Source organism: Natronoarchaeum philippinense, from assembly GCF_900215575.1.
In the GTDB taxonomy this organism is placed as follows: Archaea; Halobacteriota; Halobacteria; order Halobacteriales; family Natronoarchaeaceae; genus Natronoarchaeum; species Natronoarchaeum philippinense.
This window is the reverse complement of the sequence record NZ_OBEJ01000002.1, coordinates 184,769-205,510: the sequence shown is the minus strand read 5'-3', so window position 1 is coordinate 205,510 and position 20,742 is coordinate 184,769. Positions and strand designations below refer to the sequence as shown.

The following is a 20,742-nucleotide window of genomic DNA, read 5'->3' as shown; positions in this document are numbered from 1 at the left end:
TCATCCACCACCACATTCGATATCGTATGACTACACGGCTCCTCCACGTCAGCGACACTCACCTCGGGAACCGCCAGTACGGGAGCGATACACGCCGAGAGGACTTCGCGGACGCATTCGAGCAGGCCATCGAATACGCCATCGACCAAGATGTCGACGCCGTCATCCACACGGGAGACCTCTTCGACACGCGGGATCCCCGATTGCCAGACCTGAACCGCTGCATCGACATCCTCCAGTCGCTCGACGCCGCCGACATCCCCTTCTACGGCATCGTCGGCAATCACGAGCGCAAGATGGACGACCAATACCTCGATCTCATCCGCAAGACCGGAGCGGCGGAGCGTCTCGACACGTCTCCAACTCTCATCAACGACGAGGTGGCCATCTACGGCATCGACGCCGTGACACGGCCGGCGTGGCACGCCGAGGACTTCACACTTGATTCGCCTCCGGAGGACGTCTTCACGATTCTCTGTATGCATCAACTCCTCCAGCCCCCGGTTCCGGAGATTCAGGCCGAACATCCCCTCGAGGACGTGCTCGACCGCTTGAATCTCGACCTCGATGCGCTTGCGCTCGGCGATTATCACGAGTCCGTCGGGACTGTCGAACGGGGAACGACAGTCTGGTACGCCGGGTCGACGGAACGGTGCGCGGTGGACGAGGATGCGTCTCGAAGCGTCAGTCTCCTCGAAATCGAGAACGGTGAGCTGACGCGTCGGCAGAAAGAACTGGACACGCGGGATTTCGAGACGATCACGATCAACTTCACCGAGGATGATAGCTACGGTCACGCGGAGGACGAGATCGATCGCCACGTTGTCGAGAAAAAGGTCGTTCTCGTCACCGTGGTCGGGGAGTCGAATTCGGTCACCTCGAGCGACGTTCGCGGGATCGTTATGGATCGCGGTGCGGCGGTCTGTTGCGTCGATGACGAGCGGGGCGGCCCCGAAATCGACACCTCGGACGGCCCGAGCGGCGACGTGCAGAACAAGGACAGGCGAATCGAGGAGAAGCTCGCAGAGAAGGATCTCAGCGACATCGCCGCCCAGATCGACGAGCGCGTGCGCACCGAGGGCGTGGCTCCATCGGGCTTCGACGACGAGGTCGAGGAGATGGTGATGGACGCACAGGCCGAGGCGTTCGATGAGGCTGCCGAAGCGACTCCAACGGAGGTGACAGACGAATGAAAATCAAGCAACTGCATCTCCAGAACATCCGCAGCTACGCCGATCAGACAGTTGACTTCCCCGAAGGCACCATCCTCATCCACGGGGAGAACGGCGCAGGCAAGACCTCACTTCTGATGGGCGTGTTCGGCGGCCTGTTCCTTTCCGAGATTCGGAACGTCGGCACCAACAATTTCGCGCTCGATGAGTTCGTCCGCCGCGGCGAGGACAAGGGCGTCGTCGAACTCACCTTCGAGGTTGCCGGCACGGAGTACACCGTCGAGTGGGAGATCTACACCACCAGCACGCCGAACGACGCCACGCTGACATCGGCATCCCTGTCCAGTCCGGTGTCGGGCATCCGGGACGTCCGCAGCGAGATATCTCGCATCCTCGGTATGGACGAGGAGGACTTCGCCAGTTCGGTGTACGTCAAGCAGGGTGAGATCGATCGTCTCATCGAGGCGAGCGACCGCGCCGAGATGATTGACGGGCTGCTCGGCCTTGACGAGATCGACGAATACATCGAGCGAATGAAAATGGCGCGGCGTGGCGCGGGACGCGTCCAGACCCGCAACAGCGACAGCGCGGACGAGCGCCGCTCGGAACTCAATGAGGACTTCGACCGCGATGAGGAGGACTTCGAGGAGGCAATCGCAGCAAAGGACGAGGAAATTCGTGATGTCGAGGGGAAGATCGACGACGTGGAGGACTACCTCGATGAGCTCCGAGACGCGCGGGCCGAGGTCGAAGCGGACATCGACTCCTACGAGGAGGTGGCCGAAAAGAAGGCCGAGAAAGAGGAGCAGATCGAGGAGACCACCGAGGAGCGCAACCGCAAGCAACGCCAAATCGAGGAGTGCGAGGAGCGCATCGAGGAGCTGAACGACGAAATCGACGAGCTGGAAGACGAGATCGAGGAACTCGCGGATTCCGTTGATTACGACGCCAGCACAGCGGACGCCGCAGCTGATGCGCTCGATACCGTGCAGGATGAACTGCAGGACGCCTCGGTCGAGGCAAACGACCGGGAGAATGCGCTGGAGCAGGCTCAAGATGAACTCGACGACCTCGAACAGAAGTTGACAGATGCGAAGGACGAGCTATCGGAACTGCGTGACGAGCGCGACGACATCGCGGCCGAAATCGGGGGTCGCCAGACCGATCTTGACGAGGCGGAGGACGAACTCAACGATGCCATCGACGATCGGGATGAGTTGGCAGTCGAGTTTCTCCCGGGGCCAGAATCAACGGCCGACGTGGACGCCTCGACCATCGAGGACGTTGAGGCGCGAATCGACCACCTCGAGGACGAGCGCAACGACATCGAGACCACGTTGGCCCAACGAGAGACCACTCTCGACGAGCGACAGAGCGATCTGGAGGAGGAGCGCGAGCAGTCCCAGCAGAGCGAGCAGGAGCTAAAGGAGCGACAGAGCGATCTGGACGCGCTGCAGGCCGACATAGAGGACGCCGAAGAGCGCGTCGACGAGGTTGTCGACGAGTTCGAGTCGCGGTTCTCGTCGCTCGAATCCCGCGCGACGGAACACGACATCGACCTCGCGGCCGATGAGTTGGAGACGGCGGCCAACGAGCGGTTGCCAGACCTGCGTGCAGACGTGAGCGAGGAGTACAACGAGATTGACAACCGAATCGCCGCGCTTGAACAGCAACGAGAGCAACGCAACGCGGACTTGGACGAATTGCGCGAGCTTGAGGAGGAAAGCAAGTGTCCCCGCTGCAAGCAGCCGGTCGATGAGACCCATATCGAGGACGAAGTTGCGGAGATCGAATCCGAGTTGGACGAGATCACCCGGAAGTTGGAGGCCGCTCGAAGCGAGCGCGAGTCGCTGGAACAAACGCGCGACGAAATAGATGCGCTACGCGACGACGTTCTCGACCTCATCGAATTCCGGAACGACGAGGTGAAAGCAGCGAAGGAGAATCTCGACGAGCTTCGGGAGCGAGAATCCGAGCTGGAAGAGGAAATCGCCGATCTTGAAGAGGAGTTGGAGAGCCACGAGGACACTATCGACGGCCTTGAGGCAGAGATCGACGATCTCGAAGACGAAATCGACGGACTCCAGACCGACCGCGATGAGGTGGTCGAGGAAATCGAGACCGGCGAGACGCTCGCCAATCGCTTCGAGCGCGTCGAACAGAAGCGCGAACAGGTTGAGGACATCAAGTCGGAGATAGAAGACCTCGAGGACGACCGCGAGACCGTGGAAAGCGAGATCGAGGACGTGGAGGAGCGCATCGAGGAGTTGGAAGCAGATATCGACCAACAGAAGGAGACCGTTGCCGAGCGCGAAGGATCTCTCGAAGAGGCCGCGGAACACGTTGCTGACCTCGAAGAGACGAAGGAGACGGTGGCGGAGATCAACGATCTCTACGAGCAGATCGACGACCGAGAATCCGAGCGAGCGAACGAGCAGCAGGATATCGAGCATTACCGCGAAACCATCGAGAATCTCAACGAGCAGCTCGCCACGCTTCGCGACGAGCGTGACGACCTCACGGAACGACTCGGTGACACCGATATTGAGGAGTTGGAAGAGAAGCTCGAGGAGGTCGAGGACAAGATCGAGGAGCGCGAGCAAACGCGCGACGAGTTACAGGAGCGAGTGCAGACGCTCCGCGACGAGCGTGCGGAGTTGCGGAATGAGCTGTCAAATCTGCGTGACCTGAAGGAGAAGATCGACACGTACGAGCGCAAGACCGAGTGGGCGAGGGAAGTCCACGACGAGTTGGACGAAACCATCTCCGTCTACGAGACGGTCAAGTCGGAACTCCGCGAGGAGTACCTCGCCTACATCAACGAGTACACGAACGACATCTTCCAAGAGATCTACCGCAACAGCAGTTACCAGCGCGTGGTCATCAGCGAAACCTACGACGAGCGCAGCAACAGTTACGATTACGACATCCAGCTCCTGCGCGATGACGGGATGACCGAGGATCCGAGCAACGCCAGCGGCGGCGAGCGGGCCATCGTCAACCTCGCGCTTCGCGCGGGCATCTACAAGCTCATCGCCGAGCTGGAGGGCGGCGACCGCGGGCGGCTCCCGCCGTTCATCCTCGACGAGCCGACGACGTTCCTCGATGAGGGGCACGTCGATCAGCTCGAGGAGATGCTCGACCGCATTCGCGACTGGGACGTGCCGCAGGTCATCGTCGTCTCCCACGACGAAACGCTCATCCACGGCGCCGACCACGCGTGCCGCGTCGAGATCGACGAGACGACAAACACCAGCCGAGTGACGATGAACACGGCGGGGGCGGACTAACGATGGACTCGGAATCGCTCGGCATCGTGCGAGAGATGTTCGAGGCGGTCGATCAGGCCGTGCCGCGTGAGCCGACCTCGCAGGCCGATCACGCCCGCCAGCTGTTCGAATTACTTGCTCGCGAGGGCGGACACGTCGAGGCCATCGGAGAGCCGCAGTACTGGCGGACGCGCATCGATGAACTCGGAACGTGGAGCGACGACCCGTGGGCGGGAGCTACATATGGGGTCGACGCCGGCACGACTCGCCCCATCGAGTACAATAATGGGCTCGTCGTCGACACCGCGTATGCGAAGACTGCTGTCGCGGGGAATGATGACGGCGGCGAGATCGAGCGTACCGGACACATCACGGGCGTCGCATACTTCGATGACGATGACAGTACGCTGCACGCCCAAACCTTCGATGGCGATAATGTGACAGCAGAGCTGATCCCCTTCCCGCAGCCGGCCAAGGAACCGCGAAACATCGGAAAGTCGGTTGCGTCCGTTGCACAGCGGATGAGCGAGAGTCGGCAGGCGCTCGCCTCGGTCGAGAGCGTCGACGGCCCGCTCTTTCTCGATGGTGCCGTTTTGCCGCTGGGAATCGTCTACTGGTTATTGCTGGACTACACCGGCGGCCGCTCGCCGGCGGGCTCGTGGGACGTGCCCGCCGACATCGTCGGCAACTATATCGAGGTGATCGACCGGCAGTACGAGCGCGACCAGCCCGTGATCGGCATCGTGAAGACGTCATCCCTGTCGCAGTTGCTGTCGTCGCTCCGGGAGAAGATTGCCAGCCACAATATCCGTGACGACAGTGGGCGACTGGTGAGCGTGCCGTGGACGCGCGACCACCAGTTTATGTCCGAGGTGCTGCGGTTCGACGACTTGGAGTACCTCACCTACACCTCGTGGTTCGTGCAACAGTCTCGCGAGATTCAAGGACAGCACGTCGAGGCCTTGGAACCGATATCGGGCCGGGGACGACACGGTGACGCCGAGGCGTATCGGCGGGCGTTTTGCTACGTGCGACTGCCGAAGACGGGTGACCTGCTGCGCATCGAGGCGCCGTATCTGATGGTAAAGGACGAGGATATGCGCGAGCAGATGCGGCTGAAGGCGCTCAAGGAGATCGCTCAACGGCGCGGCGTGCCCCGTGCGATTCACCGGGCTGACCGGCTCGCCCGCATCAGCCGGGAGAACAGAGACACGATACGCGATATGATCGAGCGCACGGAATACTCGTACGACCACAATTGGGATGGCCGCTGGAGCGACATCGAGGAGGATCCCGAACTATGACCGATAACGTAGACGACGTGCTCGAAAACGATCCGATCGAAGGCGAACAGACATCTGAACAGGCAAGCGATGTCGGGGCAGACGACCAGAGCGATACGGAGATAGACGACGGGTCGGATACTGCAATTCCGGAGGCATCCGTGTCAAGCGCGACGACGGACGCAGACGAGGGCGAGATCGGTCACGTCCTCGCGAGTGAGGAAATTCACGTCACCCGCAGCGAATACAACGTCAACGCGTTCGTGACAACCGATCATCGGGATGCTGTGCGTGTCGGGGATTACGTTCAGATCCCCTATCCGAGCAGCGACGACGAGCTGTTCTCCGTCATCGATGGCCTCCGGTACGAGCCGTACACCGAACTCGACGACAAGTCGGATACACACAATCAGATCAGCCGCGAGCGCGAACTGGACGAATCGGAGTTCGTCCTCGTGGCCGAACTCGAGCCCATCGCTATCCTCCGTCAACAGGGAGACGAGCTTGAGCGCGGTGTCGTCAACCGCATTCCGAAGCCGAACACGCCGGTCAGCCTCTCACGAGATGACGATTATCTCCGCACCGGACTCAACATCCCGAAGGAGGGGATCTTCGCGGGCTACCTCTCCGTGGGTGGCGATGCGATGGAGATCGACGGCGAGGAATTCCCCTACTACATTCAGAATCCCGGCATCGATCCCGATACCAGCGAGATCGAAGACGGTGAGCCGGCGGTGTTCAGACACACGCTCGTCGCAGGATCGACCGGCGCCGGCAAGACCCATTTCACGAAGAATCTGCTTCGGCAGTTCGTCAGCGGCAAGCGGTATCCCGTCGATGTCGGGGAGGGCGAGATGGAGCGCAGTCGTCTCAACGTCGTCGTCTTCGACCCCGAGAACGAGTACTGGGAGATGCGCGACGACAATCCGGAGCTGACCGACGATCAACGCCGGAAGCTCCGCCGACAGAATATCGAGTTCGATGGCGTCGACGACTTGGAGGTGTTCATCCCCGAGGTCGATCGCACCCGGAGTCCATCGACAGACGAAAGCCAGCAACTCACCATTCCGTTCTCGGTCGTGCAGGACGAGCCGCGCCTGCTGATGCCGTTCGATCAGATGTCGGACGTCACGCAGGGAGCCATCACCGACTGCATCGACGCGTACTTCAGCTGTTTCGATGACGAGAACGACGATTGGCCCTCACGGTCGGTCGTCGATCCCCGGTACAAGGACTTCATCGAGTTCCTCGGTGAGCACGACGATTCGAACAGTCCACTCCGCGACCGGAACAGCATCGGCGACGGAACGTGGGAAGCCGTCTGGCGGCGCACCAAGCAGGCCGATTACTTCGACGTGTTCGACACGGGGACGAATCCGTTTCCCGAGGTCAGTGACCAGCTCTTCCGAGAGGGGCAGGTCACGGTCATCCCGACGAGCCACCTTCGCGGCGAGAAGGAGTACCTCGTCGTGCTGTCGATCCTCTCGTACATCATCGAGAACAAGATCGACGACTTCGATGTCGATTCGGCGGTCAAGCGCACGCCGATGCTCGTGGCGGTCGACGAGGCGCACAACTACTTCTCGAGTCCGGACAACGTCCGAGAGGCCTACATCGTCGGGCGGGCACGGGAGGCGGCCAAGCAGGGCCGCAAGGACAAGCTCGGGTTGATGATGATCACGCAGAATCCCGAGGACATCGACGGAGACATCCTGAAACAGACCAACACGAACGTGTTTCTCCATCTGCGTGAGGAGGTCGTTGAGGATGTGCCTTCGGTGCCGCGGGGCTACAGCCGTGACATTCCGAAGTTCGGGAAAGGGCAGGCAGTGATCAAGGCTCCGGACGTCGAAGCCGTTGAAGTCGTTGGATTACCGTACTGCTTGACCCGACACGACAACTAGTCCACGGGCGGACAGGTCGAGTGCCTTGCGGGCTTGACTCCGAGGCAGTTCACCATCGTAATCAACGGACAGTTCAGGGTCTCGATGCTGGAAGCCTCAGTTTCAGCGTCAGTTATCAGTAAATCCAGACGATCACGCCAGTAACTCCGGCAATATTTCTGCACGCGAGTATATGAGAAACATAAATTCCTCTTCACCAGTTTCTTCGAGGGCTTCTTTTGGAGGTTCCCAGTTCAGAGAGTGAATGCCCATTAACCCATTTCCGAGCACAGGTGCCCCACTCAACCCGTTGTAATCCTCGTCAGCTCCCACGAATTCCTCGTCTGCAGCAATTGCCATCAATCCGGTTCTCGATAGATTATCCTGTTCCAACATTTCGTTTTCCACAGGGAGCATAACGGGTCTGCCAATTTCGTCGCGGTACATTTCCACATCGTACTCTCTATCGCTACTGGGGAATGCAGCCCCATCGAATCCGATAATATCCAGCATCTCCGCCGATCCCACGGGAGAGACCACGTCATCCTGTTCCCACACGTGGTACCCGTACTCGGCTGGGTCGGGATCAAACGGGATACCGATAACATCGATTTCAGGTGACTGTTTCACGCCATCAACGTCCCTGATGTCAATACGCTCCACGTCGAGTCCTCCGGACGACCGCAAGTAAACGTCGATAACTGGGCGGAACTCTTCCGTTTTGAAGTCAAGAGAAATCGCCCCAGATCGTATATTTTCCCTAGATGTGGGCAGAGCATTATGACGGGCCGTAACGAGGAATGTTTGATCTTCTACACGGAAGAAAATACCATTCGCACGCATATATTCACCACAGACGATTGAACAACCGACCAAGGGAGCTGTCTCAGCTCGATTCATCTGCTTGTTGTAGATTGGAATCTGAAGCCCTTCAACGTCAAGACAGATGCTGCCCTTTCCCCGCGAAGCGGTGTTCTTTTTCACTCGGTTCGAACAGGATCACCACCGATGAGTGTGCAGCAGACGTGCAGCCTTGAAGTAAGTGAGATGCTGACTGGGGGCCGAAATGACCTGCAAGGTTGATCGAGTCCGGGACGAGTACGACCTGTACAACCTTGACGAGCGACTCTGCCATCGCTACGAGACCGGTGACGTGGGTGTGAGAAGGTTGGAGACGTGGATCAACCAACAACTGCTTCGGCGAGCGATGGAGCGGGCTGGAATGACTGTTCTGGATGGCGAGGAAGAGAACTACCACAGGTTGTTGACCGATGATGAAGTGATGGACTCCGCTCAAGACAAGGCGAAGCTCGAACTGAGAGACGCGGGCGTGGATGTCGAACAGGTTACGTCGGATTTCGTCTCCTATCGAACCGTGTTGAAGCACCTGAAATCGTGCCTCAACGCCGACACTAGCCGCGACTACTCCCCTGACCCGGAGCGCGATCTCCAACAGATCAAGAAGATGCGAACACGATTTGCCAACGTCATTGAGGGGTCGCTTGAACGTCTTGCCCGGGAAGGCGAAGTCGAGATCGATGAACCCTCGGCCAGCGTTCAACTCAAGGTCAGGTGTGGGAACTGCAACCGGCGGCACGACGTTCTCGACTTGCTCGCCGATTCGCTGACTTGTCCCTGTCAGGATGAGGAGAACGCCGATACCGGTGATGGTGTCGAAGCAATGTTCCGCTCGTGATGCACACGCCTACTCGAGTGATATTGACGCCCGGGCAGCCTCCGGGGCACACGTATTTAACCAGCGAGGAGAGCACTCGAGTCCGAGATGTTCTTCGACCCCTACAACCGAATCACCAACGGCGGACGATACGCTGACGATGACCTCGAAATCCTTTCGGTCGGGGCCAACGGTGTCAACGTCCAAATCCAAGCCCGGGCGAATGAAACCACGGTCAAAATCGACACCCGGGGCGAGCAAACCGTGGAAATCGAGACCCGCGATGGTCATCTCCAAACCGTGGAGACCTGAAGTACCAAGTGTGTGGGGGCGAAGTCTGTTCGGAAAACTGATATATTGTCCCGGGGCGTTCCACGGGATATGGCCAGCGTTGAGTTCCACCACGAGGTGAACTTTCCGGATTCCGACCTCCGGGCAGTCCAGAAAGACGGTGTATGGTGCTTCAAGCGGGGCGAGACATACTACCCCAGCGTCAACGAGATCGTGCAGAGAGTGCCTTTCAACCACCCCATAGAGGGAGAACTGCACGAACCTCTGTTCCCGCTGGAAAACTACGACCGGAGCGTCGAGAACCCGGAACACGTCCGGGAATACGCGGGACTGGTCGGACGCACCGCACACTTGAACCTGCAGGAGAGTCTGGAAGACGACTACCGATCCACCCACAAGCGAGACGACATCAAAGCCCAACTTCTCGACCCCAACACCGGCACAGAGGTCGAGGTGGTCTCCACGCTCAAGGACTACTACCCCGACCGATTCATCTTCGACGATCTCGCCAAGCAAGCCCAGTCGGATGCCCGCGACATCACGTCCCGGGTCAAGGACGCGCTTTGCAACCTGATCGATGCCGAGACGTACGCGGCCGCGAAAATACAGGTCATCAGGTGTGAACACCCTGAGACAACTAACTTCCTCAACAAGGAACGCGAGCACGGCGAGGCCGGTTATGCCGGTCGAATTGACCTGCTGCTCCTACATCCTGACACCGAGGAAGTGATTCTCGTTGAGATCAAGACCTCAAAAAGAGTTACCAACGCCTCGAAAATGCAGACAGTTGCCTTGCATCAACTCGACTCGCTCGACATCGACAGCGCCGTGATCGTCCGTGCGGGGCGCAACGACTACCGTATCCACGAGGCGGATGAATGGGACGAGAGAAGGCTGTACAACCGGTTCAAGGCAGAAGCCATCACGCTGTTTCAAGAAGTCAATTGAACCATCACCGCCGCCAGTCCCGTAAATCGTCTGGGCCGTACGCCGATACGAGTTCCTTCGCCTTCCCCACGCTGAGGTAGTTCGCCACGCCGGTCTCTATCTCGAATTCCATCACGCGTGCCCACGCCTCCTCAACGAGTCGGCGGTTCCGAACGACAGCCTCAACGAGCGTCTCGTCGCGGCGCGTGGTCATATCGGTCTCGCTCCCCACCAACTGCTCCAACTCGTCCACTCGTTCTTCGAGCTTCTCGCGCTCGCGTTGCTCGGCCTCCAACTGATCCACCATCGAGGCGACCTGCTCGCGCAACTGTGAGAAGTTGCCCTCCATCCCGCCCCGGAACTGCTGCCACTCGCTGAACAGCTCGTCCGCTATGCCCTCGATGTCCTCGTCCATCTCGTCCAGTCGCCGCTCGAAATCATCGATGCGGTCGTGAAGAAGATCAAGACGGTCGTGCGTCTCCTCGGCGGCGTCAAGCACCTCGTGGCGGCGTGCGTAGTGGGTCAGGTCACTCCACATATCGCTGACGTACATTTGCCCCTCGTTCGTCAACTCAAACACGCGCACGTCGTTGCCGGCGTGTTCCTTGCGGTCAACCTCGCGGACGAGTCCCGCGGGGGACAGGTACTCGTCGATGCGATACCTGATGCTACTGCTGTCGCCGCCGGTCATTCTCCTCAACTGCGAGGTGCTGGCTCGACCCCGCTTGTGCAGCGCAGACAGCACCATCTGACTGAGATCATCGCACCTCTCTGGCTCAGAATATGTAGCACGCACTACATTAATAACTCACTCACGACGGTGAATAAATCACTCGGCAGAACATCCGGCAACTGCCGGCTATGGCCACAAATATACGGGATTATTGCCGGGGGATTTGCGGCCAGCGGCGGAATCGACTAGAAGCCCAATAGGACATCCCCCGGGTGGGATCACAGCGGGTTCGCGAGCCGGGGAACACCCCGTTATCGAAGTGAAAGTCTCGGGCCGAAGGGCCCCGTGATGAAAGGGGTCAGCACCCCGCGAAGGACTTACCAACGACCGGGGGGAGCACAGCACCTATCAAAAACGCGTAACAGCACCCGGATATGCACACCGCGTGGAACGATGAACTGCCCCACGACAACATCGACTGGTCAGAACCGACAACGCTGGACAATCTCACGCCTGCGCTGACAGTCAGAATGAACACCGAGGGAGAGACCGAGGCCACCGACAAGCCACGCACCATCGGACTGGTCACGTCACCGCCAAACCGCGTCGACGACTTCATCGAAGGGCACTCCCGGGGCAAGATCGCCGTCCCGGACTACTACAAGGACTTCAGCGACCTCGAAGCACCGACAGGGCCGAGTGACGAGCAAGGGCGCGAAACCACGCTCACTCCAGTGATCCTCGAAGGAGGCGTCAGGGCGCTGAATGGGAAGGGCCGATACAGCACCGACGAGTTCACCATTCACGACTGTCTGCCGGAAGGCGCCATCGTCCGCCGGCGCATCAACGGGGAGAACTACGGTGCCGCGTTCATCGCCGCCGGGATAACCGAGCTGGGGATATAGGTCTCACTCCGCAACCATCCGGTCAAACAGAGTCCGACATCGCTCACCGGCTTCTGTGAAGGACTGATACCCGATCTCTGTTTCAGTCAGGTGCGTGTAAGTCAGCCAACCATCACAGAACTCCCCGACATCGTAGTAGTCCTCGTCCAACCATTGACTGATCTCCAGTCCCTGCGTAATCTGCTCCTCGAGGTACGCGGCGAGAACCAGCACGGCGCCATCCGGCGCGTGATCACGTGCGTCCTCGAATTTCTTCTTCAGCTTGTTGTCGATGGAGTTCCCCGTCTTATCACCGCTGATGAACCCAACCTCGTCGGGCAGACTGGCCGCGTAATCCGGCTTCATGACCTCAATCCACACGTCGTCCTCCTCGGTCAGCACACGCAGGTCGAAGTCCTTCGACCCCTTGCCATCGATGCGAGCATTCATCACCACCTGATCTCGCCCGTAGGCCGTCCGAAGATGGTAGAGCAGGATCAGCTCGGCGAAAATCGAGTTGATGCGGTCAACATCATTCTTCTCCAACTCATTCAACCAGTCCTTCGTCGGGTCTTCGTCGGGGTCGACCACCGACAGGCAGGCATTGATCTTCTCTAGATCCGGGCGCTTGAACTTGCCGAGGAGTCGCTCGCCGTCGACGTGACGGCTGCCGAGGAGAGCGTCGATGTTCTCGTAGCCACGGGGCGAAGGGATCAGGTCGTAGTGTCCGAACCGAGGACGCAACGTCCGCTCCTGCACCACGGAACGCACGCTGTAGGTGTGCTCATCAAGACTGTCTCCCGAGTGAACTTCTTCGACCTCGCACGCGTAGCGATGGGGACGGCCATCCACATCCACGGTGGGTGATATATGGACAATATCGCCCGATTCAAACGGGCCTTCTGCAGGAGTGATGCCGTCGCGCATTACTGACGAACACGTGAAGGAGACTCATAACAACTGGTGGCCCACTTATCAACGACAGGTCGAGCAGCGGACGTCACGGCGTGTGCCGCCGCGCGGAAAACACTCTCCTGCGGCCGTGCATTATGCACACGCGCAAGTCTCAGATCGTCTCGTCTGGGCGGCTGCTGGACGCGCAGATCGGTTACCAACGACGGGCACGGTAAGTTGGCCACAGAGCAGGAAGAAGTCGCTGCTCCGTTCTGTATGTGCGGCGAGGTGCGGACGCACGCGAACGAGCCAGTCGTGGTTTCGGATGTGCAGAACGTGAGAGACGTGCGGAACGTTAGAAGCGTTTCAAACGGCCTACTCCTCGGCCTCCTCAACTTCGAGACGGGAAGCAGCACTCTCGTACTCACGACTGGCCTGTTCCTGCGCACGCTTGAACGCCTCCTCATCCACCTCCCGCTTGAACTGCTCCAGCGACTCGATAAGGTCACGGATCATATCCTCCGAGCCATCACGAAGAATCAAGAGTCGCTCACCCTGCTCGATGAGAATCTCAACGGCACTCTGCCCCGACTCGCCGAAGTACCGGGCGAGTTGGATGTCACTAAGATCACCCAAGTCCAACTCCAACACCTGATTCACCAGCGAAACCCACGTCCGAAGATACGCCGAAGACGACGTGTACGTCGCCTTATCCTGCTCAACCGTCGGCAGTCGTGGCTCGCTGAACCCGCGGTTAACCATCTCTCCCGGAACGTCAGCACGGTCGGGGTCGATGTAGTAATCGTTGCTTCCCCGGCCAAGCACGCGGACTACGATGGTTTCCGCACTCGCCCGCCCGAACGTCTCGTACTTCGCTCGGGCCGCCGCCATACACAGATCGATGCGCTCGTCAAGGTTGTACAGCTCGTTGGCGGCGCCATCGGGGATGTGAAGCGGGTTGATCGCTGGCTCGGTGCGCTCGTCAAGGATGCGCCGGATCGTCTCTACATCGAGCTTCTCTGAGCGGCGCTCGTTGGGATCGTAGTCGATGCCACCGTCACCATCCACGTCCGCATCTCGAAGAGCCTCGATGGGATCTTCGGCGTCGGACTGCTCCCAGATCTCGTGAGCCGCGTCGATGAGATGGCGGCCGAAGTCGGTGTTTGTGCTCGTACTTGATGCGGCCAACAATTCTTCGAGTCGCTCCTTCCTGTCGTCGTCGTTGACCGGGACGTTGAGTCCACTTCCCATTTCGGCAATAGGTTTTAATGTCGCCTTGGTTATAAGACCTACCAAGATTTGACAGATTTAACAGATTATGATTCGCGTTATTTCGTCTATTTCGAGTTAAATTTGGCAAATCGTTTAACAAGCAATTTCCGTCGATTTAGACCCTATCAATACCAGAATCGGCGGTTTCAACCTTTCGTCACAAAACCGCGTGTGAAGTGCAGAGAGTACCGGGGTGGACGGGACTGGCCCGGATTCACGACGCTTGTTAGATCACTTTACAAGCGTTCCCCGGCAGTTCAGACACTCTCGACCGAGAAATATCGGGATTAAGAAATCGATTTTCAAACCGTGTGTGAGAGTCGAAAGGTGGGGTGCCCTCGCGCCTCGCTCGGGAAGGGACGTTGTTTCCTTCCCTTCGCTTTTGAACAACCTCTCGGGATAGAGTAAGTGTGTAAGGTTAATAACACTTTCGTCCGTGAACACTAGTCCAACCGTTCCTCTCCATTGTACTTTCAATGAGAGGAAAGTTAGACTGAGCAGTCAGAGTGAACATCCCTTGCCTGCGGCGACGACTCGCACGCCACCCCTACTCTCCACGTCTCACACACGGTCTTGAAGTCGACGAACGGAAATGTCTTCCTCGGCGTTTTCACCCGCCTCAAACGTCGATGTTCGCTTGTTAAGGGGTTTGACAACGCCTTCTCTCTCCAAACCACCGCCACCTTCCACGCCTCATACACGATCTCGGGAGTCAAATCCGATTCCACCGATCTCGACGTTGTCAGCCAGTGGCAGCGGTGGAATCGCTTGTTAACCGTATTGTTAGATCATACTTGAAATAGACGAAACGGGGGTAAATGTCGTTCAGCCGGGAGGTTTATAACTGTCTCTCTCCCATTTTTAAGTGAGGAGATGACTGATCTCGTCTGCTCGGACTGTCACGCTCGCGTTGTTCGCGGTGAGTTGGACGGGCGGGAAGTGCTGTCCTGTGTTTGTCAGTTCGTTTACGTAGGTGATCCTGTTGGCCCTGTTGAGACGTGGGAACAAGATCACGGTTGCGAGGCCAGTCCCGTAACCGCGTAGATTCGCCCCGGGCCGCTTCGGCGGCGCTTTGGGGTGGCTGCGCTCCCTAGTTGTCGGTTGATTCACTTTTAACTGGGATGACGCCATATCACCGCCCGTTATGTCGGTGAACGTCTCTGAACTTGGGAGTGCCGACCGCGGAGATGTCACGGACATCGAACTGGAAGACGGCAGCGAGTTCTCGGGAGTGATCCGTGACGTGTTCCCCGAAGATGGAATGATGGCGCTGGACGTGCCGTTCCGCAGTGAAAAGCTCATCACGCTACGAAGCGTGTTCGGCGGTCATCGAGTCGAGGATGACGGGGACGTGATCGGCAGGGTTGCGGACGTGGACGTGCGATCGACGGTTTGGAATCCCGAGGACGTGTACGAGGTGCTGCAGGACGTTGAGGAAGGCGACGAGGTACTGGTACGCGGGGTTGTGACTGGTCTGCTCGGTGACGTGGATGCGGCATCGAATGATAGTGAGGTTCGGCGTGAGGTTCGTGGCGAGGTGGAGACGAAGACCCACATCAGCTCGGATGATGGTGATATGGGGACGCTCAACATCCACGTCGATGTGGATGGATTCGAGCATCTCAGCGTGACGGAGAGGTATTACGAGGACGTGGTTGAGGAAGCGAGTCTAACCGCGACGCCAGACGGTGGGGACTATCAGATGCAGGGCGCGGCGGACTGGCTTGAGCGGGTATAAACTTGTCAAGGTCGCAGGCGTAGACGTACACCGATTAGACAAACGACTAATGACTACACTTCGGGTGCGTTCCGGTGCTGTGCTCGCTTTCTCGCCTCTGTTTTAAACTGTAGGTAGTGTTGCGTGACGCTGATGTCGTGATGCCCCATTAGCTGCTGGAGAGTCCGCACGTCAGTACCGTTCCGCACGTGTCTGACGCCATATCCGTGTCGGAGAGCGTGTGGTGTGATCCGCCGTCGCTCGTTGCCGTTGGCATCGACATAGACCGTGGACTGTATTCCAGCGTTCTGCGCGGCCTGATCGACCATCGACGTGACCCGCTTTGGGGTGAGTTGCTCGCTGTTCCGCGATGGGAACAGGTACTGGGATTCGTCGGCGTAGTAGACGGCCTGACGCTCCGACTCGATCCACCGCCGCAGCGGCGCGGCCAGCGAGTCACGGAACCAAAGCTCACGTCCGCCACCCTTGACATCCGGGACGGTGATCTCGTTGTCACCGAAGTCGATGTTGCCGTACTCGTCCTTGTGCGGCATCTCCGGCGTGATCTGCATCTCGGTCACTTCCATCCGCCGAAGGCCGAGATGCCACAGCATTTTCAGAATCAACTCGTTTCTGAATTTCGGCGCCGGCACGTTTTCCTTCAGCAACTCGTACTCGCCCGCCTCAACGAAGACGACTCCTTCCTTTGATGATGCCTCGTTCCCCTTTTTTGTCTCCCCTCTGTCGATGTACTCCTTGATTTCGAGATGGCGTGAGTCGATGGGTAGCTGCTCGGAGTCGGTGTAGTACCCCTTCCGGGCACGCAGCCACTTGATGAACGACCTGAGGTGGTTGTACCTTGTCTTCGTTGTGGACTGCGAGTACTCCTCGACCATCGAATCGATGAACGAGTCGATGTCCGTCCAGTCGATGTTTTCAAGGTCAACTCCCTCCCCCTCGATGTGCTCAAGGAAGCTCTTGACCGTCCATCGATACCCCGTCAGGGTGCCCTCTTCGACCTTGTTTCGGTGCGCGACGCAGAACTCGTAGTTGATCTTGTGATCGAACTTGTCCCGTGTGACGTTCTTCATAGGTGGATCACTCCTGTTCGAAGACAACCGTGTATTCGAGATCGTCCACGACGTGAACGCGGCTGCTGTATTCCTGCACGCGTTCCAAGGCGCGTTGCATCGTGTAGTCGTCTGTCTCGAAGTACAATTTGTACGCCTCAACCAGCCCGTAGAAGTTCTCTTGCTCCGCGAAGTCCTTCAGGGACTGTCCGCGATCCATCCGCATCTCAACGTCATCGATAATCTTCATTCTCGCAATTTCGCGCGGCGAAAGGTCGCGCTCTCTGCTCTCCGTCTCCGCCGATCGACGCGGCATCGTGTCGTATATCTTGTCCGCAATCTCCTGCACATCTTCCGTGTCGGTCAACTCGGCGGCCTCAAGGGAGTGTACCGCGCTCCGCAGCTCGTCCAACTTCGAGTCGATGTTATCGATCTTCGATTCCAACTGCGTGAAATCAACGTCGACGTCGAGTTCAACGTCCTCGGGGTCGATGTCGACGTTCGACCCGCGCTCGCCACTGACCTCGCGCTGCACCGACAGTCGGATCAGGTGGGATAGCGATGTGGCTTCCTCGTGTTCCTCGATGTACTTCTCCCAGTCCTGTTTCATCGAGACTGGGACTTTGACGTTCACTTGGGTTGTTTCCGCCATCGCTGCGGCGGAAAGCTGATGCGCTGGCGTAAATAATGTTTCTTTACTTTACTGAGGGCTTCTGGTTGTACAATCCCGCGGGCCGGATCGTCTCTGCGAGCTCCTCGCGGTCGGCGGCCACGAGCGCCGCGGCGAGGTCGGCGTCCTGCCGAGACGAAGTCGAGGCAGGGCTCGACGAGCTGCGCTCGGCGGCGTCCGGCGTCGGCGCGGCGTCTTTGCCGGTTTCGGCGTTCTCGGCAGGCGCGTACCGCTCCATCAGCGCGTCGTGAGCGGGCTGGCTCGCCACGTCGCTGGTGTTCTGGCTCAGGATCGTCCGGACGAGACACTCAAAGGCGTCGCGTCCGCCGTAGGCTTTCTGCCAGTACAGCTCGCCGAGCCGGTCGACGACGGCCTCGGCGCGGGTGTCGGCGTCGCCCGGTTCGAACGCCGCAGCACGACCGCCGCGGGCCGCGCCACCGCTGATGTTCTCGGCCGGTTCCTGATCGTCGGACATGCCCGACCGTTGGTTCGACAGCCACTTGAGGGGTGCGCTCGCCAACCTGCGAACCGGCCGAAAACGGCCCGAAGTGCCCGAAATCCGTCACTCAGCGTTTCCAAACCGTTTATACACCCGCGGATATTACACCGCTGGTATGGCGAAAGAGCAGAAGGAAGTGCGAGATCTTCAGGAAGGTAACTACGTGATGATGGACGACGAACCGTGCAAGATCACCGCCTACAGCACGGCCAAGCCCGGCAAGCACGGCAGCGCGAAGGCCCGTATCGAGGGCAAGGGCGTCTTCGACGACCAGAAGCGCAGCCTTTCCCAGCCTGTGGACGCCAAGATCTGGGTCCCGATCGTCAACCGAAAGCAGGGCCAAGTCGTCAGTGTCGAGAGCGACACGGTCGCGCAGGTCATGGACCTCGAAACCTACGAGACGATCTCCATCAAGACGCCCGGTGACGTCGACCTCTCGCCCGACGACGACATCGAGTACCTCGAGATGGAAGAGCAGCGCAAGATTCTGCAGGACTGATGTTTCCCGGTGCCGGCGCCGCCCGCGACGAGGCTGACTACGTCCTCGCCGGCGCGCCGCTGGACGTCTCGACGACGTTCCAGCCCGGCACCAGATTCGGGCCGGACCGGATTCGCCGGTTCGCCCGCACCTTCGACGACTACGACCGACGGACGGACGCGCACTTCTCTGAGCTTTTCGTGCACGACCACGGCGACGTCCGCGCGTGGGACGACGCCGCCGAGTACCTCGACTATCTGGAGGGCGTTGTCACGGATATCGTCTGGGACGACGCCGTCCCGCTCGTAGTGGGCGGCGAGCACACCGTCTCGATCGCCGGCGTCCGCGCGGTCGAGCCCGACGCGTTCGTCTGTCTGGACGCCCATCTCGATCTTCGCGAGGCTTACGACGGCAACGAGTTGAGTCACGCGACCGTCACCAGCCACGCGCTCGATGTCGCCGACGAGGCGTTCGTGCTGGGCGCGCGCACGGGAAGCGAGGCCGAGTGGGACCGCGCCGAGCGCGACGACGTGACGGTGGTTCCACCCGAGGAAGTCGCTGCGTGGACGCCGCCGGAGCGGCTGGCCGAGCAGTCGGTGTACCTCAGCGTCGACATCGACGCCGCCGATCCGGCCGTCGCACCCGGGACGGGCACGACCGAGCCGTTCGGACTAGACAGCCGCGAGTTGCGCGATGTCGTCCGCGAGGTCGGACCCCACGCCGACGCGTTCGACGTGGTCGAGGTGAACGACCGGGACGACGGGCAGGCCGCGACGCTGGCCGGGAAGCTCCTCCGGGAGTTCGTCTTCTCGCACGCGGCGGCCCACAGATAGGGACCGCAACGCCCTTTCTCCCCGTCTTCGAAACCCCGCGCATGGAGCTTTCGGAACTCGTCGGACGCTACGACGATCGTCTCGATACCGACGCCTACAGCGATGTCGACGCCAGCGCGAACGGCCTTCAGGTCGGCCCGGACTCAGGGACCGTCGAGCACGTCGCATTTGCCGTCGACGCCGGACGGGCAACCATCGACGCCGCCGTCGACGCCGACGCGGACGCGCTGGTCGTCCACCACGGGCTCTCGTGGGGCGGCATCGAGCGCGTGACCGGCACCGAGTACGGGCGGATCGCACCGCTGATCGAGAACGACATCGCGCTGTACGTCTCGCACCTGCCGCTGGACGGCCACCAAGAGCTGGGTAACGCCGCCGGAATCGCAGACCTGCTCGAACTCGACGACCGCGAGCCCTTCGGCACCGTCGGCGCCGAGTACATCGGCCAGCGCGGGCGGGCCAGCGAGCCGATCGAAGCTGACGATCTGGAAGCCGACCTGCGCTCGCAACTGGACACCGGCGGGCGCGACGTTCGGGCGATGACCTTTGGCCCCGACGAGATCGAGGACGTGGCTATCGTCACCGGCAGCGGCGTCGACTGGCTCGAGGACGCCGCTGCGACCGGTGCGGACGCGCTGATCACCGGCGAGGGCAAACAGAAGGCCTACCACCTCGCTCGGGAACTGGAGATCAACGTGTTCCTCGCAGGCCACTACGCCACCGAGACGTTCGGCGTCCGATCGCTGCAGGAGCTGGCCGAAAAGTGGGGACTGGAGACGACCTTCGTCGACCATCCGACCGGACTCTGAGGAAAGTTACGGCTGGGTGAGGGGCGAGCAGGCGACGCTTCCGACCGGGGGATCGAAGCGGCGTCGACCAGCCCCGCCGCGACGCGGTGCGTCGCGCACCGGCCTACTCCTGCGTCGCGGCTAGCAAGTGGCGGATGGGGGATTTTGGCCGCTCACTGTCGGATAAACCTGTGCTGCAGTAGCTGGAGAACCGAATAGCATGATACCACCGCCTCGAAAGCCCCTGCCGTCTCGGGTCGAGGGCTTCGTTGCGCTCCTCGCCACCGTCAGAGTAAGGCTCTGACGAGGATCGCCTCGCTGCGCTCGGCTCACCGCCTCCGGCGGCTGCGGTGCTTACGTCGGCCGTCTTCCCCGAGACGGCAGCCCCTTTCAGTCCCTCCTGCGCCGGTTGGTCAGCCGGCATCGGGCGGGACTGAAAGGGGCCGATCGCTGGCGGCGCCCGG

At 60.0% G+C, this 20,742-nt stretch carries 18 protein-coding genes and 1 pseudogene; 12 read left to right on the top strand and 7 right to left on the bottom strand.

Annotated elements, in window-relative coordinates:
• Positions 1 to 26: 26 nt before the first annotated feature.
• From CRO01_RS07790 to CRO01_RS07775, 4 genes are read left to right on the top strand one after another with little or no spacing between them, the layout of a single operon-like run.
• Positions 27 to 1,193 carry a metallophosphoesterase family protein gene (locus CRO01_RS07790; RefSeq protein WP_097008572.1) on the top strand — a complete coding sequence of 389 codons (1,167 nt, stop codon included), beginning with the start codon at positions 27 to 29 and terminating at the stop codon, positions 1,191 to 1,193.
• Positions 1,190 to 4,462, top strand: a complete 3,273-nt coding sequence (locus tag CRO01_RS07785; protein ID WP_097008571.1) for an AAA family ATPase — start codon at positions 1,190 to 1,192, stop codon at positions 4,460 to 4,462. Before CRO01_RS07790 ends, CRO01_RS07785 begins: the two co-directional genes overlap by 4 nt.
• Before the next feature lie 2 nt (positions 4,463 to 4,464).
• Positions 4,465 to 5,745 (top strand): DNA double-strand break repair nuclease NurA, encoded by a 1,281-nt coding sequence (locus CRO01_RS07780; protein ID WP_097008570.1) that lies wholly within the window; start codon positions 4,465 to 4,467, stop codon positions 5,743 to 5,745.
• Complete coding sequence (locus tag CRO01_RS07775; RefSeq protein WP_097008569.1) at positions 5,742 to 7,628, top strand: ATP-binding protein; 1,887 nt, start codon at positions 5,742 to 5,744, stop codon at positions 7,626 to 7,628. The genes CRO01_RS07780 and CRO01_RS07775 overlap by 4 nt, the downstream gene beginning before the upstream one ends.
• Before the next feature lie 132 nt (positions 7,629 to 7,760).
• Here the strand turns inward: CRO01_RS07775 and CRO01_RS16355 are convergent, their stop codons facing one another.
• Positions 7,761 to 8,591 (bottom strand): hypothetical protein, encoded by an 831-nt coding sequence (locus tag CRO01_RS16355; protein ID WP_143824930.1) that lies wholly within the window; start codon positions 8,589 to 8,591, stop codon positions 7,761 to 7,763.
• Between the two features lie 82 nt (positions 8,592 to 8,673).
• Here CRO01_RS16355 and rdfA point away from each other — a divergent pair, with 82 nt between their 5' ends.
• From rdfA to CRO01_RS07755, 3 genes are all read left to right on the top strand, one after another.
• Positions 8,674 to 9,303, top strand: a complete 630-nt coding sequence (gene rdfA / locus CRO01_RS07765) for a rod-determining factor RdfA (RefSeq protein ID WP_097008567.1) — start codon at positions 8,674 to 8,676, stop codon at positions 9,301 to 9,303.
• Positions 9,304 to 9,390: 87 nt separating this feature from the next.
• Positions 9,391 to 9,594 (top strand): hypothetical protein, encoded by a 204-nt coding sequence (locus tag CRO01_RS07760; RefSeq protein WP_097008566.1) that lies wholly within the window; start codon positions 9,391 to 9,393, stop codon positions 9,592 to 9,594.
• A gap of 69 nt (positions 9,595 to 9,663) precedes the next feature.
• The gene (locus CRO01_RS07755) at positions 9,664 to 10,521 is read left to right on the top strand and encodes a hypothetical protein (RefSeq protein WP_097008565.1); all 858 of its coding nucleotides are present in this window, start codon (positions 9,664 to 9,666) and stop codon (positions 10,519 to 10,521) included.
• A 4-nt stretch (positions 10,522 to 10,525) separates the two neighbouring features.
• Here CRO01_RS07755 and CRO01_RS07750 read toward each other — a convergent pair whose 3' ends face one another.
• Positions 10,526 to 11,191 (bottom strand): hypothetical protein, encoded by a 666-nt coding sequence (locus tag CRO01_RS07750; RefSeq protein WP_097008564.1) that lies wholly within the window; start codon positions 11,189 to 11,191, stop codon positions 10,526 to 10,528.
• 416 nt (positions 11,192 to 11,607) lie between these two features.
• On the opposite strand from CRO01_RS07750, the gene CRO01_RS07745 reads away from it, so the two are divergent.
• The gene (locus CRO01_RS07745) at positions 11,608 to 12,078 is read left to right on the top strand and encodes a hypothetical protein (RefSeq protein WP_097008563.1); all 471 of its coding nucleotides are present in this window, start codon (positions 11,608 to 11,610) and stop codon (positions 12,076 to 12,078) included.
• Positions 12,079 to 12,081: 3 nt separating this feature from the next.
• On the opposite strand, the gene CRO01_RS07740 is transcribed toward CRO01_RS07745, so the two are convergent.
• Positions 12,082 to 12,984 carry a hypothetical protein gene (locus CRO01_RS07740; protein WP_097008562.1) on the bottom strand — a complete coding sequence of 301 codons (903 nt, stop codon included), beginning with the start codon at positions 12,982 to 12,984 and terminating at the stop codon, positions 12,082 to 12,084.
• 342 nt (positions 12,985 to 13,326) lie between these two features.
• Complete coding sequence (locus tag CRO01_RS07735) at positions 13,327 to 14,202, bottom strand: hypothetical protein (protein ID WP_097008561.1); 876 nt, start codon at positions 14,200 to 14,202, stop codon at positions 13,327 to 13,329.
• A 1,165-nt stretch (positions 14,203 to 15,367) separates the two neighbouring features.
• Between CRO01_RS07735 and CRO01_RS07730 the strand changes: the two genes are divergently transcribed.
• Positions 15,368 to 15,961 (top strand): hypothetical protein, encoded by a 594-nt coding sequence (locus CRO01_RS07730; RefSeq protein WP_097008560.1) that lies wholly within the window; start codon positions 15,368 to 15,370, stop codon positions 15,959 to 15,961.
• A gap of 53 nt (positions 15,962 to 16,014) precedes the next feature.
• Here CRO01_RS07730 and CRO01_RS07725 read toward each other — a convergent pair whose 3' ends face one another.
• The 3 genes and pseudogenes from CRO01_RS07725 to CRO01_RS07715 form a co-directional block, all read right to left on the bottom strand.
• Positions 16,015 to 17,031 (bottom strand): tyrosine-type recombinase/integrase, encoded by a 1,017-nt coding sequence (locus CRO01_RS07725; protein WP_097008559.1) that lies wholly within the window; start codon positions 17,029 to 17,031, stop codon positions 16,015 to 16,017.
• 7 nt (positions 17,032 to 17,038) lie between these two features.
• Positions 17,039 to 17,662 carry a hypothetical protein gene (locus tag CRO01_RS07720; RefSeq protein WP_097008558.1) on the bottom strand — a complete coding sequence of 208 codons (624 nt, stop codon included), beginning with the start codon at positions 17,660 to 17,662 and terminating at the stop codon, positions 17,039 to 17,041.
• 58 nt (positions 17,663 to 17,720) lie between these two features.
• Positions 17,721 to 18,155: pseudogene (locus CRO01_RS07715) on the bottom strand (endonuclease III domain-containing protein); the annotation flags it as partial.
• A 139-nt stretch (positions 18,156 to 18,294) separates the two neighbouring features.
• Here CRO01_RS07715 and CRO01_RS07710 point away from each other — a divergent pair.
• Genes CRO01_RS07710 through CRO01_RS07700 form a run of 3 tightly spaced genes read left to right on the top strand, consistent with a single transcriptional unit; the run spans position 18,295 to position 20,299 of the window.
• A complete protein-coding gene (locus tag CRO01_RS07710) occupies positions 18,295 to 18,678 on the top strand; it encodes a translation initiation factor IF-5A (RefSeq protein ID WP_097008557.1) in 384 nt (127 codons plus the stop codon).
• The gene (speB, locus tag CRO01_RS07705) at positions 18,678 to 19,490 is read left to right on the top strand and encodes an agmatinase (protein ID WP_097008556.1); all 813 of its coding nucleotides are present in this window, start codon (positions 18,678 to 18,680) and stop codon (positions 19,488 to 19,490) included. Before CRO01_RS07710 ends, speB begins: the two co-directional genes overlap by 1 nt.
• Positions 19,491 to 19,531: 41 nt before the next feature.
• A complete protein-coding gene (locus CRO01_RS07700) occupies positions 19,532 to 20,299 on the top strand; it encodes a Nif3-like dinuclear metal center hexameric protein (RefSeq protein ID WP_097008555.1) in 768 nt (255 codons plus the stop codon).
• The last annotated feature ends 443 nt before the right edge of the window (positions 20,300 to 20,742 follow it).